This is a genomic window from Vibrio paucivorans (genome assembly GCF_054053395.1).
Window position 1 is genome coordinate 1,152,978 of sequence record NZ_CM133231.1, and the last position, 17,186, is coordinate 1,170,163.

11 protein-coding genes are annotated in these 17,186 nt (G+C 45.3%); 7 read left to right on the top strand and 4 right to left on the bottom strand.

From position 1 onward, the window contains the following. Nucleotides 1-328 precede the first annotated feature (328 nt). Nucleotides 329-3,037, top strand: coding sequence for an HTH-type transcriptional regulator MalT (gene malT / locus ACXABW_RS20585; RefSeq protein WP_457525337.1), 2,709 nt, complete (start codon nucleotides 329-331; stop codon nucleotides 3,035-3,037). A gap of 137 nt (nucleotides 3,038-3,174) precedes the next feature. Next, a complete protein-coding gene (locus tag ACXABW_RS20590; RefSeq protein ID WP_457525339.1) occupies nucleotides 3,175-4,185 on the top strand; it encodes a substrate-binding domain-containing protein in 1,011 nt (336 codons plus the stop codon). Nucleotides 4,186-4,262: 77 nt separating this feature from the next. Here ACXABW_RS20590 and ACXABW_RS20595 read toward each other — a convergent pair whose 3' ends face one another. The 3 genes from ACXABW_RS20595 to ACXABW_RS20605 form a co-directional block, all read right to left on the bottom strand. Then, nucleotides 4,263-5,837 (bottom strand): glycoside hydrolase, encoded by a 1,575-nt coding sequence (locus ACXABW_RS20595; protein WP_457525340.1) that lies wholly within the window; start codon nucleotides 5,835-5,837, stop codon nucleotides 4,263-4,265. Between the two features lie 61 nt (nucleotides 5,838-5,898). Then, the gene (locus ACXABW_RS20600) at nucleotides 5,899-6,129 is read right to left on the bottom strand and encodes a hypothetical protein (RefSeq protein ID WP_457525341.1); all 231 of its coding nucleotides are present in this window, start codon (nucleotides 6,127-6,129) and stop codon (nucleotides 5,899-5,901) included. Between the two features lie 58 nt (nucleotides 6,130-6,187). Further along, nucleotides 6,188-7,108, bottom strand: coding sequence for an IS5 family transposase (locus ACXABW_RS20605; RefSeq protein WP_457525343.1), 921 nt, complete (start codon nucleotides 7,106-7,108; stop codon nucleotides 6,188-6,190). A 136-nt stretch (nucleotides 7,109-7,244) separates the two neighbouring features. On the opposite strand from ACXABW_RS20605, the gene ampC reads away from it, so the two are divergent. From ampC to ACXABW_RS20630, 5 genes are all read left to right on the top strand, one after another. After that, on the top strand, nucleotides 7,245-8,384 hold the full coding sequence (gene ampC / locus ACXABW_RS20610; protein WP_457525344.1) for a class C beta-lactamase: 1,140 nt from the start codon (nucleotides 7,245-7,247) through the stop codon (nucleotides 8,382-8,384). A 126-nt stretch (nucleotides 8,385-8,510) separates the two neighbouring features. Beyond that, nucleotides 8,511-9,701: an IS91 family transposase gene (locus tag ACXABW_RS20615; RefSeq protein ID WP_457525345.1), complete on the top strand. Its 1,191-nt coding sequence runs from the start codon at nucleotides 8,511-8,513 to the stop codon at nucleotides 9,699-9,701. A 490-nt stretch (nucleotides 9,702-10,191) separates the two neighbouring features. Continuing rightward, entirely contained in the window at nucleotides 10,192-11,229 is a 1,038-nt protein-coding gene (locus ACXABW_RS20620) for a hypothetical protein (protein ID WP_457525347.1), read from the top strand. 138 nt (nucleotides 11,230-11,367) lie between these two features. After that, nucleotides 11,368-11,901, top strand: a complete 534-nt coding sequence (locus ACXABW_RS20625; protein WP_457525349.1) for a hypothetical protein — start codon at nucleotides 11,368-11,370, stop codon at nucleotides 11,899-11,901. 237 nt (nucleotides 11,902-12,138) lie between these two features. Then, the gene (locus ACXABW_RS20630; protein WP_457525350.1) at nucleotides 12,139-13,104 is read left to right on the top strand and encodes an IS5 family transposase; all 966 of its coding nucleotides are present in this window, start codon (nucleotides 12,139-12,141) and stop codon (nucleotides 13,102-13,104) included. Between the two features lie 198 nt (nucleotides 13,105-13,302). Here the strand turns inward: ACXABW_RS20630 and ACXABW_RS20635 are convergent, their stop codons facing one another. Continuing rightward, a complete protein-coding gene (locus ACXABW_RS20635) occupies nucleotides 13,303-17,166 on the bottom strand; it encodes an RHS repeat domain-containing protein (protein ID WP_457525351.1) in 3,864 nt (1,287 codons plus the stop codon). Nucleotides 17,167-17,186: the final 20 nt, after the last annotated feature.

Consider the following 17,186-nt stretch of genomic DNA (forward strand, 5'->3'; position numbering starts at 1 on the left):
CACCACCCACCTCTACACGCTAATTCTGTTGTATGAAACTTATGTGGAAGCGCGAATTAACAAATGATGAATATGCACGTCAGATCACACAAGAATTTAACTTGTTGCATATATTTCAGTACATTTGGTGTAAAAAGCATTGATAGCAAAGTTTTAAGTGCACCATAAGGTGACAAGAATCACAATTACAGGGCGTAGATACTGCCAAAATGTGAAACAAGCGAAAAACTGGCGGTTGATCAATAACTGCATATCCGCTCTTAAAGTAACATCTGCGACATAAGGTCATTTGGCCAATAAATGTACAAACGGGGAACAGGTTACTAAGATGTGGATTCCTTCGAAATTAACTCGTCCGGGTCGTTTGCATAACGCAATCGTACGTCCAAGAGTTTTAGATCTCTTACAACAAGCACCTTGCTACAAGTTAGTGCTATTTCGCTCACCTGCCGGTTACGGTAAAACCACCATGGCCGCGCAATGGCTGTCAGACAAACCCAATGTTGGTTGGTACAGCATAGATGAAAGCGACAATGATCCGTTTCGCTTCATGAACTACTTGCTGCAAGCACTCAACAAAGCCACGCATAATACTTGCCCAAATTCGCAGAAATTGGCTGAAAAACGCCAGTTCTCGTCACTGCATTCTTTGTTTAGTGAAGTGTTTGCCGAGATGTCGAGCTTTCACCAAGAATGCTACTTGGTTCTGGATGATTACCACTTAATCTCGGATGACGAAATCCACGAGGCAATGCGTTTTTTCCTCAAGCACATGCCCGATAATCTCACTCTCGTGGTCACTAGCCGCGCTGCACCTCCTCTTGGAACCGCCAATTTACGCGTGCGCGATTTGATGATTGAAATCGGTAACGAATTACTCGCGTTTGATACGGAAGAGACCACTCGATTCTTTAATCAACGGGTCGCTGATGGCATTGATGACGATACAGCTAACAGCCTACGAACTTACGTTGAAGGCTGGCCGTCTGCGCTGCAATTGATCGCGCTGCAAGCCCAGCATCAAAAACGGACTTTGGCGCAATCAGCCGAATCGGTATCTCAGTTTAATCACGCTCACTTGTGGGATTATCTGGTCGAAGAGGTCTTTGATCTGCTCGATCAAGAGACACGCCAGTTCCTGCTGCAATGTTCGATTCTCGATCATTTCAACGACTCGCTGGTTGCCACTCTGACCAAGCGTGATGACGCGCTCAGTATGATTGAATCACTCAATCGCTTTGGCTTGTTTATTTACCCGCTAGAGGGCGAGCAAAACTGGTATCGCTTCCACAACCTGTTTGCTGAGTTCCTTGCTCATGAACGTATGGCGCGTATCCCACAAAAAGAGCAAGAACTGCATTATTCAGCGGCGCTTGCTTGGTTGGATTTGAATACCCCGCATCAGGCTTTGAGACACGCTCAGCTTGCTAATGATACTCAGCTGATCGCGAACATTCTTACTGAGTTTGGCTGGAAGATGTTTAATCACGGCGAACTCGACAGCCTAGAAACGGCGATCCATAAGCTAGAGCCAAAACAACTCTATAGCGAGCCAAAACTTTGTATGCTGCAGGCATGGCTAGCGCAAAGCCAACACAGGTATGACGATGTCGGCGATCTATTGGCGACCGCCGATGAGCAAATGAAATTGCTCAATATCAAGCCGACCAGCCGCGAACAAGGTGAGTTTAATGCGTTAAGAGCTCAGGTAGCGATTAACCAGAACGAACCTGAAAAAGCACTGGAACTTGCAGAATTGGCACTGAGCCAGCTCGACCACACTGTGTACCGCAGCCGAATTGTTGCAACCTCGGTAGTCGGTGAAGTCAATCACGTACTTGGCCACCTGAGCCGTGCACTACCAATGATGCAGCAAACTGAGAAGCTGGCTCGCCAGTATCAAGTCTACCATCAAGCACTGTGGGCAATGCTGCAACAAAGCGAAATCCTTATCGCTCAAGGCTACGTGCAAGCCGCCTTTGAAGTACAAGACAACGCATTCAAACTAATTGAAGAGCAGCAGCTACACCAAGTGCCAATGCACGAGTTCCTACTGCGCATCCGCGCACAGATCCTATGGTGCTGGAACCGCCTAGATGAAGCGGAAGAGTGTGCTTACAAAGGCCTTGATGTGTTGGGTAAAGACTATTCAAGCATGCACCTTCACAGCTACTCGATGCTGGCTCGTATTACCATTGGCCGTGGCGAACTGGATAAAGCGTCTAAGTTTATCGACCAAATCGTCCATTTGATGAAGCAGTCAAGCTACCACGTAGATTGGACTGCAAATGCCTCGCTTTCTCTGATCCTATTCTGGCAAGCGCGTGGCGACATGGAGTCGATTCAGCAGTGGCTTGAAACCACTACCCGCCCAGAAAAGGCGTGTAACCACTTTACTCAGCTTCAGTGGCGTAACATTGCTCGTGCCTACATTAATTTGGGTGAGTTCGATAAAGCGACGGAAACGCTCGACTTTATGCAGTCCGAGGCAAATACCAATAACCTGATCACCGACCAAAATCGTAATTTGATCGTACAGGCAGTATTGGCAGTAAGCAAAGGCGATGAAGAGTCAGCACGTACACTACTCAAGCAGGCTCTTGAAATGACCAACCAAACAGGCATTTTAGGGAACTTCTTGGTAGATGGCGGCAAGATTGGTCATTTATTAGAGAAGTTAACTAACAAGTCTGAACTTGGTGACTTAGAGCGCCACCGTGCGCAACAGCTGATGAAGGACATTTCAACGACTCAGCGCAGCCGCTCTGTACACTTCGACGAAGAGTTCGTAGAAAAGCTAGTGAATCACCCAAATATCCCAGAGTTGGTTCGTACCAGCCCGCTTACGCAACGTGAGTGGCAAGTGCTTGGCCTTATCTATTCTGGCTTTAGTAACGAGCAAATCGCACAAGAACTGGATGTCGCAGGTACTACCATCAAAACGCACATCCGCAACTTGTACCAAAAACTCAATATTGCCAACCGAAAAGAGGCCATCCGCACCGCAGAAAACCTTCTGCAGCTGATGGGGTACTAAGTAACGTTCCAATCAAATCGACAGTAAGCTAAACTTTGCGTTTAGTTTACTGTCATATTCATTGACTCCAATTACTACGCTGATGAACACGTCCTTTGTAAGGCAGGCACCGTCAGCCACTCACGATAAAGATAACCATGGCCAACATCCGAGACGTCGCTAAAGAAGCCAATGTATCCGTTGCAACAGTATCACGTGTAATCAATAAGTTACCTCATACCAGTGACGCCGCTATCGAAGCCGTTCACGCCGCCATGGAGAAACTGAATTATCGCCCAAATGCCAACGCGCGTGCTTTGGTGAATAAATCGTCTCCATCCATCGGAGTGTTGGTCGCCGATGTATCCAACCCGTTTTACGGTGCCATGGTTCAAGCGATTGATGAGGTGGCACGTGAGTATAAAAAGCATATTTTGATCACCCACGGCTACCACAACGAGGTGTTCGAGCGGGAAGCGATTGAATTGCTGATCAATAACCGCTGTGAAGCGCTAGTCATTCACAGTAAAGGCCTAACCGATCAGGAGCTGATCAAGTTTTCCAAAGAGATCCCCGGCCTAGTGGTTATAAACCGTTTTATTCCTGACATCGCAGAGCGCTGTATCGCTCTCGATAACACGCGCGGCAGCAGCATTGCGCTGAACCATTTACTGCGCTTTGGCCACCAGAAGATTGGCTACCTTGCGTCTTCCCACAACATCGATGACTCAATTGACCGCAAACTCGGCTACCGTGCAGAGCTTGAGAAGCACCAGTTAAGCTACTCAGAAAACCTTGTGGTGTCTGGAGAGCCTAACGAACTTGGTGGCGCGGAAGCGATGCGAAATTTGCTGGCGAAAAACGTGCCATTTACCGCTGTAGCCACCTACAACGACTTAATGGCTGCAGGCGCTATTTCGGTTCTAAAAGAGAACAATATCCGAGTCCCAGAAGACGTTTCCATCATCGGCTTTGATGATGCGGCTATTGCTAGCTATTTACACCCAACACTCACCACCGTGCGCTATCCAATACAGATTATGGCAAGCCAAGCGGCGCGTTTAGCCATTCACTTAGCCGAAGCCTCCCCTTACGAGCACAGTGGTAATTTGTACTTGCCTACTCTAGTCGCGCGCGACTCAGTGAAAGCGCCGAACCCGCAAGACTAACGCTCCCCAAACAAATAAAAAAAGCCCCATACCTGATGGCATGGGGCTTTTGCTTTGCTCTTTAGTGAGTTTACTCGTTACAGTGAACCAACAAACGTCACCGTAGAGCGTGGTGGAATCAGATAATCTTGCTCATCGCGCTCAAGCTCAATCACTTCAAGATTGTGCTCTGCATTAGTGATGTGCGCGGTGTATTCCGCTGCGTTCGCACCTTCTAGATTGATTTCGACATTCTCGACCTCATCGCCAGTATTCACCGCAACAATCACGACTTTGTCTTGTTCTGGGCTAACATACGCCGATGCCATCAAGCCATCTAGGTTGTCTACGCCATCAAGCTCAACACGCTGGTAACCAGGGCGAATAAAGCGGCTGTAGTTACCGACTGTCCACATCATCTTCGAATCTTGAACTGTGTCTGCGTCTAGCGATGGTGCGATCTTAATCATGCCATCCTTGTAGTCGTATGGTGTTAGACCTAACCACCAGTGCCATGCCGATGCATTCAGGCGCGTTAGATCGCGGTGCATAATACGGCCAACATGCAGTGCATAATCCATATCGTTAACGTCAAACCCATGGCCATCAAAGTCACGAGAATAGCCCGCACCACCAAGGATACTCATCTCACTCATCCAGATTTCAGCACCCGGAGAGACCGACTGCAGGTTGCCCCAAGTCATATCTCGCAGCTTACCTAAGCGATCTGGCCACGCATCAGAGAAGTAGCCGTGCACCGAGATTTGGTTGCCGATGATATCGCGCATTTCAGGGTCACCGAGAAGCTCATCAATGTAATTACGGTAAAGCCCAACCCCACGAGAGTTCATGCCGTTGGTTTGAGATGAGCCATCGAAATTACGCTTATACGAATCGCGTAGAGCGGCCGTAAACTCAACCACTTCACCGCCATCAATATGAATGTCTTCACGCATGCCCGCTTCGGTCAACTTCTTGTCCAAGCTGCGATAAACCGCTTTCACTTCCTGCATGTTGTAGCGGTTGCCTTCTTGAGTCTGGCCTTCCCATTCCCATGTTGGTTCGTTAATTGGACTGATGTAATTCACTGGCACACCCACTTCGTCACTACGTAGGTACGCAAGCACTTTGACTAGGAACTCCGAGAATGCATCAACATTATCAGGGTTTAAGTTGGTTGACCCTAAATCGTCGGCAGCGGTTGGATGCGTTAAACCATTTTTAGTTAAGTAGTGCGGAGGACTATTAGAAAACGCGACAAAGTTTTCTACACCACGCTGATGCGCTTCCTGCATAAAACGAATTTGGCCCTGTTGCTTCGTTGGGTCGATGTCACCGCCACGTTCTGGGACAAGCAGTTCAGCACGGCGCAACGGATCGCGGATGAAACTGCCATCCCCTTGTTCAGTACTACCTGCACCAATGTTAAAACGCCAAGCCGTTAAACCAATGCCGTTGTCAGTGGAAAACAATAAGTCGGCCAGATTTTCAATCGCTTGTTGGTCGCCCTCTTTTTGCCATTTATTAATCGTTGGGTTAATCGACCACGCATCAGACGCACCAAAACTATGAATAGTTTGCTTGGTATTATTAATTTCAACATCTAATGTTTGGGCAAAACTTGGGGCTGACAGCACAGAGGCTACTGCCATAGATAATAATATTTTTTTCATTTTGTATCTCGATACTAATAGTTGAATTATCGAAAAGAACTCGAACTGTATTTAAATAAAATTAGAACGATAGGCGGTAGCCAAGCTTGACGAAGAAATAATCATCGGTCCAAGTTTGCTGGTTCCAGTCTTGCTCAAAGTTTTCTTTATCTTCGGTTTGATAATACGTTTCGAATACAATTTTAGACTTATCATCTAATTTATAATCGCCCCATAAACCAGCACGGATTCGTAACTCATCTTTTTCACCGTAACCCACACTGTCTGCGTTGCGGTAGAAGGTGTAACGCACAAAGGCTTTGTTGCTTAATTAAGAGAGAATGTATGACTGCCCCCATGTTGATTAATACTTAAACAATACACTGAGTTTCAGGTATACCTAACCCTGTAAGCTTATTCAGTGTTTTGATCATAGCGTACGTCTCACCAACTTGAGCATTGTAATTTCTTAGGCTTAATTTCCCACCTAGCAACTGTTTCACTCGATACATGGCTGTCTCTGATAGCGAGCGCTTGTGATAACCATACCGCTTTTTCCAATTCTTGTTGGAGCCGTAGAGCTTCTGACATCCTACAGCTAGATTACGAGGGTGTCCTCGCTCCCAAAAGGCAGCTCCTTCTCGTGGCGGGATAAGCGGAATCGCTCGTTTGAACCGTATGACATCATGGCAATTCCGTGTGTCATAAGCGCCATCACCTGATATCTCAATGATTTTACGGTGTGTCTGCATGAGTAAATTGGGAAGCACTTCGGCATCGGTTACGTTAGATAAACTCAGCTCTGCTGCAACTATTTCGTGGGTGCTGGTATCTACTGCGATATGCAGCTTACGCCATACTCTGCGTTTCCCATCAGTACCATGTTTCTTGACCTTCCATTCACCTTCACCGTAAACCTTGAGGCCAGTGGCATCAATGGCGAGGTGTTGTATCGTACCTCTGGTTTTGGTTTTAAATGAAACCTCAACTTCCTTGGCTCGGCGGCTTATACAGGTGTAGTGCGGACAAACTAGCGGGATGTTAGCAAGCTTAAATACTGAGTCTAGAAAACCTTGCAGCGCTCTCAATGGCATAGAGAAAACGCGTTTCACCATCAGTGCAGTAGTAATGGCTAAGTCGCTAAATCGGCGAGGTCTACCACGCTTACCTTGTTTGTTTTGCTTCCACTCGGCAATCGCTTCCTCATCAATCCAAAAGGTCAGAGAACCACGGTTGTTCAAGGCTTTATTGTACTGCTTCCAGTTAGTTGTTTTGTAACGAGGTTTAGGCATGAGACTACAGAGTTGAATGAATGTAGTCGATCAGATCGTAAGCTTTGAATTTAGTTGCATCGATTTACGCAACAAAGCCCTGATACAGCTCAAATTCTAAGAATGGTCGGTCGAACAACCACACAAAAGGACTGCTATGAAATACTCTCTCAAGTCTGTTGCTCTTCTTTCTTTTGCGACTTTATCTATTAACGGTTACGCGAAGGAAACGTTAAAGGGTAAAGTGGATAAGCAAGCCCATACACTCATGGAGAAATACAACATTCCCGGCATATCGTTTGCTGTTATTATTGATGGAAAAGCCCAGCTCTATCACTATGGGTATGCCAATATCGAGAAGAAATCGCCTGTCACTCAAAGCACTCTTTTTGAAATAGGGTCAATCAGTAAAACTCTCTCATCAACCATGTTGAGCTACGCGATACAAACTGATGCACTTTCTCTTAATGATAAAATTGAGAAATACATACCAGAGCTGCAAGGCTCCGCCATTGGTCAGACTGACATTGAGACAATAGCGACTTACGCAGCCGGAGGACTACCTCTTCAGTTTCCAAGTGATGTCACTCACTATGAAGAAATGATCCGTTACTATAAGAATTGGAAGCCTGAATTTTCATCTAAGAGCCATCGACTCTATTCAAACGTCAGTATTGGGTTATCAGGATATATCGCAGCGATGAGCTTAAACGGTCAATATTCAAAATTAGCAGAAGAAAAAATCTTCCCTTCTCTTCATATGACCCACTCTTATATTGATGTGCCGAAGGATAAAATGGCTGATTATGCCTATGGGTATAACGTCAAAAACGAAGCCATTCACGTCAATCCAGGCATGCTGGACTCTGAAGCTTATGGCGTGAAATCAACAGCCGCAGATCTTGCTCAGTTTATTCTGGCCAATATGGGCTTGGCAGACATTGATCCTATTATGCAAAAAGCGCTCGATGAGACCCGAAAAGGTTATTACCGTGTAGGTTCATTGACTCAAGGTCTTGGATGGGAAATGTACCCTTCCCCATTCACGCTCGATACACTGCTTGAAGGTAACTCTACCGAGATCATCGTAAATTCTAAACCTATCTCAAGAAGCGACTTTGAAAACAAGGTAATGAACGATGCTTGGGTGAATAAGACGGGTTCGACAAACGGATTCGGTGGGTACATTGCTTATGTTCCTTCAAAGAAATTAGGTATTGTGATCCTTGCTAACAAGTATTATCCGAATAACGAACGAATTCAGGCGGCTTACGAGATCCTAAAATCAGCACTTTAATATTCCGATATTGGTTCATGAACACCATAGCAAGAGAAGAAAATAAGTTTAACAAGCGGCGGCATAGCCGCCTGAGCGAGCTCCGCTCGAAAGCAAAGAGACTTAACCTTCACAACCCTAGTGGTCATGCGCTTGCGATCACTCAGACAACTTTTCTCTCGAAATGGCACCTGGGCCATCTATCTCAGTAAACACATCTCTGAAATCAGAGAGGTCGTTGTCGATAACGTCACCCGAATGATGGCTTGTGGCTCATCGAGCATGGGGTCACGGCTCTATAAGTGCAAAAATTCTGGCTGTACCTACACCAAAAACCTCAATCAAACCTGTAAGTCTCGTGCTTGCAGCAGTTGTGGCGTCAAATCCACCGAAAGGTGGATACGCCAACAACAGCATGTGCTGCCTGACTGCGAGTGGCAACACATCACCTTCACCATGCCGAGTACTCTCTGGCCTATCTTTCGTCATAATCGCTGGTTGCTTAATCGATTATTCAAATTCGCAGCCGACATTTTAACGACTTGGGCGAAACGGCAAGGCTTAGAAATAGGCGTTTTTTGTGCGCTTCATACCTACGGCCGTAAGCTCAATTGGAATTGCCATGTTCACGCTTCAGCGACACGGGGAGGAACTTGTCAACGAACAGGACTGTGGAAGCCCATCTATTTCAAAGCCAAAGTGACCGAAGCATGTTGGCGAGCTGCGATCACGCAGCTCTTAAGCGCGCATTACTCAGAGCTTGATTTAAGTGCAGCTGATTGCCCGTTTATACGTCATGAAAAGGATTGGATCGCCTTTCTACGTAGCCAATATCATCGTCGTTGGAAACTGCATTTTGGTAAGAAAACGGACCAACAGCATAAGACGGTCAATTACCTAGGTCGTTATTTGAAGCGGCCTCCAATTTCAGGCTCTCGCTTGCACCACTACAGCAAAGGCGGTCAGCTGACGTTTGAATACCTTAACCATCGTACTGGGGAAAAGGAAATGCTGACTTTAGCCGCTGAGGATTTGATTTGCCGGCTCATCGAACATATCCCCGATAAGCACTTTAAGATGCTCCGCTACTACGGTTTTCTGTCGAATCGTCGCCGTGGTGAAATGCTGCCAAAAGTCTACGATGCGTTAGAGATGGAAAGCAAGGACGCGCCAGCGTTGCCTTGCTATGCCAGCATGCTAAAGAAATACGCTAAGGTTGATCCGTACGAATGCCTATTCTGCAGAGACAGGTTAGAGTTTGTCAGTTTTAGAGCGGGAGAAAGCCGCGAAGAATTGATAAGACAGACGGTTTTGGAAGGCCAATTGAGGTCAGCTTAGCTCCTTCCTGTGGATAAGTTTATCTGAAATTTGAGCAAACTTGACCATGACAACATTCCCGCAACACCACCCACCCCACTTAGACACATAAGTACCACAAACCAATCACAACTGATTGAATTACCTTCGATTTAGCTCGCTCTTTCAAAGGTAAAGAAACTTTGAGTTTCCTTACCTTTAAACCCTCGCAAAACTTGTAGATTACTGACGTTTCAATAAGCTCAGTAGTACTCTTTATTTAAATCGCAATGAACGTAATGTTCGCTGTTATGACTAAAGCACCGTTCTTTATTTAGGTTGGCCCTGACCTTTCCCCTTGTAATTGAGGAGGAGGAGATAGTCAAGTTTAAATTATTTTTTTCTTGAGTATACGCTAAAAAATAAATCCAAGACATAAGTTTGTCATTTAATTGACACAACCTAGAACCAAGTTCAAATAAAGTGAGTCTTGTTATTATTAATACACATATCATAAGATGATGGGTAAATTATGTTCAAGATAGAAAAAATAGCGTATCAACCAAATTCTAGTAATATTTACTACCACAATGCAGCAGGGTTATTGATATCTGAAAATGAAATATTGACAACAGGCACTTCTGCAGATGTTTCTTCGGATTTAGGAGCGCCTAAAGCTAAAATATTAGCATTAGATTCTAATTTAAACATAATGAATGAAATTAACTCTATTAACACTGAGTTAGGGTTTTCTTTAGAAATGATAGAATACAATAACCTTTATTATTTATTTGGAGGTGTTCAAAGTTCACACACAATACCTGCCATTTTAGTATATGATAAAGATTATAATATAGTTGATAACTTTCATTATGTAGATGTTGGAGATATTGGTTTTTTTAACTTTAAGGTAATCGAATTTAATGGATTCTTTTATGCTTTGACTAGTAGACATTCATTGTTAAAAATCAATACATTAAATTTATCGGAATACGAAGAAAAAGCATTGGGTTTAGAATATGAGTTTTCAGACTTAATATTAGATAATGATGAGATCGTTTTAATCGGAACTAAAAATAATAAAGGGTATTTATCTAAATTGGATTTAGATATGAACGTTATACAAGAGGAGTCTTACATACTCAGTAACGATAAACCTACAATGTTTACCCATATATCATTTTGGAACAATTATTACGTTGTACTAGCAGATTCTGGATTTGATTCTTCATACCCTATATTGATTAATCGAGATACTTTAAAAGTAGAGAGAGTAGCAACCGAAACTACAAGCTTACACAAAACAACGTGTATGTCAGTAATACATGATAATTATCTACTTATGGGGAATGAAGGTGCTCCTCAGTTGTGTATATATGAATTAAATAGCTTTGATTTAATACAAAAAATAGACTTTGATGACATGCTTGAAGAACCTGATACTTTTACTGTCTTAATGGAAGGGACTTTGGAAAATAATGTAAAAGACGTATTTGTTTTTGGGCTTATTAATCATAAAATGCCTGATGATTATTATAAGGGTTTGATTTTGAAATTAAATAAAATCTAATTTTCAACCTGCTCGATATCGATATGGTTTATTTGGATTTTGTTTTGGTAAGTAATTGGTTTTTTCAGTAATGAGGTGACTTATCTTATCAGTAGGTAAGATAACAAGCTTAGTATTTTAAAAGGAAAAAGTATTATTATGTTAAAAAAATCATTATCTGTTCTCTCAATTTCATTAATGACATCACTGTCTATCAATGCATCTGAAACTATCGAAGCTCCAAAAGAGCCAACATACATTGATATTACTCCTAGAGTTCCAGGAATGCAGCCCTACAAAATTTCAATACCAGCAACAGAACAAGAAATTTATGAGGCTATTGCAGGTGGCGCAGAGCTTGATTTGGAGAAGTTTACATTTATTACCGATGAGGATACAGGAATAGCGTATGCCCATTCAGATATATTAGAAGCAACGAAGTATTGTAACTATTGGGCAGGGGTATTGCTTACTCAATATAGAGGGAATATCGCTTATGCCTCACTCTCTGAAGCTGGAGATAATGTGAATAATCATGGTTGGCCTTTTCAATCTATTCCGCCAGGTCCTATAACTGGGGAGTTTGGGAAAAAATTATCTCTTTATCAAGAAGAGCTTTATGTCGGTGATTTATCTACTGGTCTCACGGGCTATCCTGCTGTTGAGGGTCTACTTGTTTGTCATATGGAATAAACCATTGATCATTGCTCCTCCCTTCGAGTGAGTAATGAAGAGCTTGGTTTGACATCTTCCCCCCGCTAAAGCAGGGGGGATTCCTACCTCTAGACGGCGATATCCTACCGCCATGATCGATCCGGATATTTCGATCTACGTATCTTGCGTCTCAAATTGGCTTTGTTGCGTAAATCGATGCAACTAAATTCAAAGCTTACGATCTGATCGACTACATTCATTCAACTCTGTAGTCTCATGCCTAAACCTCGTTACAAAACAACTAACTGGAAGCAGTACAATAAAGCCTTGAACAACCGTGGTTCTCTGACCTTTTGGATTGATGAGGAAGCGATTGCCGAGTGGAAGCAAAACAAACAAGGTAAGCGTGGTAGACCTCGCCGATTTAGCGACTTAGCCATTACTACTGCACTGATGGTGAAACGCGTTTTCTCTATGCCATTGAGAGCGCTGCAAGGTTTTCTAGACTCAGTATTTAAGCTTGCTAACATCCCGCTAGTTTGTCCGCACTACACCTGTATAAGCCGCCGAGCCAAGGAAGTTGGGGTTTCATTTAAAACCAAAACCAGAGGTACGATACAACACCTCGCCATTGATGCCACTGGCCTCAAGGTTTACGGTGAAGGTGAATGGAAGGTCAAGAAACATGGTACTGATGGGAAACGCAGAGTATGGCGTAAGCTGCATATCGCAGTAGATACCAGCACCCACGAAATAGTTGCAGCAGAGCTGAGCTTATCTAACGTAACCGATGCCGAAGTGCTTCCCAATTTACTCATGCAGACACACCGTAAAATCATTGAGATATCAGGTGATGGCGCTTATGACACACGGAATTGCCATGATGTCATACGGTTCAAACGAGCGATTCCGCTTATCCCGCCACGAGAAGGAGCTGCCTTTTGGGAGCGAGGACACCCTCGTAATCTAGCTGTAGGATGTCAGAAGCTCTACGGCTCCAACAAGAATTGGAAAAAGCGGTATGGTTATCACAAGCGCTCGCTATCAGAGACAGCCATGTATCGAGTGAAACAGTTGCTAGGTGGGAAATTAAGCCTAAGAAATTACAATGCTCAAGTTGGTGAGACGTACGCTATGATCAAAACACTGAATAAGCTTACAGGGTTAGGTATGCCTGAAACTCAGTGTATTGTTTTAAGTATTAATCAACATGGGGGCAGTCATACATTCTCTCTTAATTAAGCAACAAAGCCAAGCCTATGAGGTAGACCATTTATTATGATTGTGATGAAATCAAATTAATCTCAGGAAAGAGTAGTCATTTTGGACAATCGAGGGAGCGATAACCACCATTTAACCATTGTGATAGTAGAGATTGAACTACCCTACTGTACACTTGATTTTCTCATCCATGAAATCTCACAGCTCTAGGTCAATAAATTATATTCCAAACCATTTCCAAAAACTTTTTTGATCTTTACTTATAGAGATTAGAGACAGCTTTTGAGTATCGTTATGACTATGTCTTGTTAGCCAACTAGAGCCTAATGGTTTGTCGAATGTAATTATCTCATCCATATGAGCTTTTACAGGGACGTTGAAGGCTTTTACAGTTCTCTCTGCTATTCCATTCATTCCAGTAAAACACGCAATATACCTAATTGAATCAAATTTTATTGACGACTGTTTAATAAGTTCGAAGAGGTTGTCAACAGAGTCTGCCTCATCCGCCATCCAGAAGATATTATTACTGTAATTGGTTGAATGTCCTATTATATTGAGTCGCTTGCCTTTTATGTTTTTAGGATAATCAATAAAATAGTCAAAACCAACATTTTTGACTTTATAAATACTTCCTCCGTGGTTTTTTACATCAGCTGGCAATTTGCTGAGTATTTTTTTATCACTTTTAACTGATGGTGATAGGCCAAAGTCTTCGCTAGGTTGGCCTCTATGACTAATCATCCAATTGCCCCCCAACCCATCGGCTTTCCTCGCAACGTTAGAACCCCCCCCCCCCGCCAAACCCGACGCAATACCCAGACCTCCGGCGACATACCCCGCGATATCAGCCCCCTCTTCATTCCCCGCTATCTCTAAGCCGATACTCACCGCGCTGGCAGAGATTTCCGCCGTTCCCAACGCAATCGCAGCCGCTGCGGCCACAGTTAAAGAAGCGCCTCCTGTCGGGATGGCCAATGCTATCCCCACAGCCGCCCCAATAATACCCACGACATTCCCAAAAATCGCACCGATGTCCATGTAACCACTTGGGTCGGCAAAGTTAATTGGATCACCACTGCAGTACGCATACGCATTGATCCCGCCCCCTCCAAATAGAGCCAGCGGATCCCTGACCCCAAACCGAGGGAAAGCCGGCGTGTATAAACGCACTCCCTGTCCCAATAAATACCCATCCCAATGGTGCTCAGACACTTCGCCATTAAACCCGACTCGCACATTGCCGTGATCTGCAGTACCGAACGGGGCATAATTAAAGTAGCGCGTCTCGTCTTCATCCGACTGCGCCATCACCGCAGACCCTCTCGCATCTTTCATCAGACGCGTACTCTCTCCCGCTTTTTCAACCGCCGTCACCCCATCCAATCCTGCCATAAAATGCGTCTCACTGTCTGGGGTACTCTCTTCAATCCATTGTCCTTGGCGATAGTATCGAGTGGCCTCTCCTACCTTCACCGCTTGATGCTGTCCATCGTAGCGATAGTCCACGCCATTGAGACTGGCCAGCTGATTCAGCTCAGTGTAGGTGGCATTCATCACGGCCACTCCCTCTTCTTCGACCAAGGTTAGATTGCCGTCCTCGTCATACCCCAGCGTAATCACGGCAGGGTAAGCATTTTCCCCTTCCGTCAGGCTGTGAGTAATACGTACCGCTTTCTGAGTTTGGGGGTCGTACTCCCAAGTCGCCACATCTTCGTCGCCATTATCAAACTGAGTACGAAGACTTAACAGATTGTACTGGGCACTGTACGTGTAGTATTGACCCACAAAGGCTCGATGGTATTCATTCACAGGCCACAGTGAAGAAGAGGAGCTCGGCAGTACGTGGTAAGCAACCAGTCGCCCCATGGCATCGTACTCAAACTGCTCATCCAGCTGCCCTTGCGAAGCCGGTAAGAGGGTCGTCCGCTCAATCAGCCGATTCATCACATCATACTGGCCACTTTGACGCCACTCCCCCTCCTTCGTTTCAATACGCCTCATCACTTCTCGAGAGTGCGCGTCGTACTCAATATACGTCTCACTCACGGCCTCGCCACTCTCATCAATGCTGATTTGAATGACTCGACCGAACGCATCGTAGTGATAAACACAGCGGTGCCCCCCATCTTCCATTGCAGAGATTTGACCGAGGGCATTGTACTGCCAAGTGGCCACTCTTGATGCCCAATGATGCTCATGCACCAAGCCATTTAAGGTGGTAAAGAGTTGGCCGTCTCGCTCATCCTCATCGACGATGTGAGTCTCTGTGGCGAGGTGCCCATCTGGGTAATACGCGTAGTACGTTTCTCCTCCTGTGCCAGACGAATGCATCAAGGTCCCTGGCGCTTCGGTGGCATTGGTATCTGCGTAGTCTCGGGTGAGGATTGGCGCACTGTGGTGTTCAGAGAACAGCTGCTCAATGGCCTGCAACTCTGGAATGCTGTTGATTTGAATGCGTTGCCCACAACCATTTTGGATAGCCGATGGAATAGGCCCCGATGTGGTGTCATACTCTCGTTGATGAGTACTCCCAAACTGACTCACCTCTATCACCCGCTCTAACCCATCTACCGTGCGAAGTCCCATGCTAAGGCCATCAATGGCCAGCTGCCAAAGACTGTCTGACGATACGTTCAAGTCTGAATGAGTGAACGTGTACACACTGCCATCAAAATGTTGTATCTCCTGCGGACGATCAAACGTGTCTCGCGACGCAATACGGAGTTGTTCGCCTTCTGGAGACGTCACCGATGACGCTTTCCCCATCGGAGTGTAGGCAATGCTGACCGATTGATACACCTCACCATCATTCAATGTTTCAATACGCTCAGGGGCCTCAAATTCGTTCATTACAGTCCGGGTCACGTCAATGGTTTCACCGGCTTCGTCCCTTCTTCCTTGAGTCACTGTTCGGTTCACTTTATCGTGTTCAGTAAATTCAGTTCCAAGCCCTTCGGTGTGCCGTTCACACACTTCTCCCCAACCGTCATATCGATACGATTGCGTTTGGTTGATGAGCAATGTCCCTTCTAAATAGTCTGACAGGACCTCCACACTTGGGCGACCTTGTTCGTCATAATGAGTTGACTGTACTTCATAGAGTTCCTCATCCACGTCTTGTCGTTGTACGGCCACCTCTCTCTGGAATCCATCATAATGAATCTGAGTTTGTACTCCCCATGCATCTGTGACCACTTTCATGGCCGGCATTTGAGTGGTCACGTACCCTACCGTCAGTCGACGCTCATACGCGCTGTCAGCGGCGTCAATGACTTCAATTAATCGGCCAAGGTCATCTCTTTGATAACGGCGACTCACGCCTTGCCCATCCACCTGGCTCATAACTTGTTGGCTGTATCGCGCTAATGTTTCGGTCTGTTGACGTGTCAGCCCATCGAACCCGGTCAATGTCGCGGTGCGCGCTAAGGTTTCATCGGTTAACGTGTACGCCCAACGTAAAGACGTCTCTTTACGTTCCCCTTCGTTGGCCGGTTGACTTCGTGTCATGTATTCAGGGAGGCCATGTAGAGGGACCGTCTCTGGCGTCGAGTGATACTGTATCTGAAGCTCTAGGCCCGCACTGCTTTGCAGTCGACTCGGCTGAACCAGCGTTTGATTATGGAAGGGAGCATCGTGCTCTGTCGGTAGAGCCGCATATTCATAATCGGTTGATAGGCTCTCTTCTGACGTCTCATCGCTGGACTCTATCGTGGTGCGTTTCAAGTACGACACAAACACCCCACACGGCTCAGGTGGACAACGCCCTTCTTCTCCTTCGACAGGGTAATATTCATTACGGGTGATGATGCCAGACGACTCAGTGGTTTCAAGAATGTTGCCGTAGTTATCACTGCTTTGTACCCTTAATTCACTGCGACTGAGTCCTTCTGCGTTGCTGTAGCGGGTCTCCAATGTATTAGGCACTTGTAAATTGGCGGGTTGGCCCCAAAAATCTGTCCCCTCGACTTCATTGTATGTCGTCAATTGAGAGATTGTGCATTGCTGCTCTGTCTGATGGGATTCGCTTATCAAGTGAAAGCGGTTATACACCACTTGATGGCTCCGCAGCGCCGTATCCATTTCGTCATACAGCGTTTCCT

What these genes read in the sequence shown, in the direction of transcription:
- ACXABW_RS20590 (WP_457525339.1), top strand. Translation starts at nt 3,175, where the DNA reads ATGGCCAACATCCGAGACGTCGCTAAAGAAGCCAATGTATCCGTTGCA.
- ACXABW_RS20595 (WP_457525340.1), bottom strand. Translation starts at nt 5,837, where the DNA reads ATGAAAAAAATATTATTATCTATGGCAGTAGCCTCTGTGCTGTCAGCC.
- malT (WP_457525337.1), top strand. Translation starts at nt 329, where the DNA reads ATGTGGATTCCTTCGAAATTAACTCGTCCGGGTCGTTTGCATAACGCA.
- ampC (WP_457525344.1), top strand. Translation starts at nt 7,245, where the DNA reads ATGAAATACTCTCTCAAGTCTGTTGCTCTTCTTTCTTTTGCGACTTTA.
- ACXABW_RS20625 (WP_457525349.1), top strand. Translation starts at nt 11,368, where the DNA reads ATGTTAAAAAAATCATTATCTGTTCTCTCAATTTCATTAATGACATCA.
- ACXABW_RS20615 (WP_457525345.1), top strand. Translation starts at nt 8,511, where the DNA reads ATGCGCTTGCGATCACTCAGACAACTTTTCTCTCGAAATGGCACCTGG.
- ACXABW_RS20605 (WP_457525343.1), bottom strand. Translation starts at nt 7,108, where the DNA reads ATGCCTAAACCTCGTTACAAAACAACTAACTGGAAGCAGTACAATAAA.
- ACXABW_RS20620 (WP_457525347.1), top strand. Translation starts at nt 10,192, where the DNA reads ATGTTCAAGATAGAAAAAATAGCGTATCAACCAAATTCTAGTAATATT.
- ACXABW_RS20630 (WP_457525350.1), top strand. Translation starts at nt 12,139, where the DNA reads ATGCCTAAACCTCGTTACAAAACAACTAACTGGAAGCAGTACAATAAA.
- ACXABW_RS20635 (WP_457525351.1), bottom strand. Translation starts at nt 17,166, where the DNA reads ATGGATACGGCGCTGCGGAGCCATCAAGTGGTGTATAACCGCTTTCAC.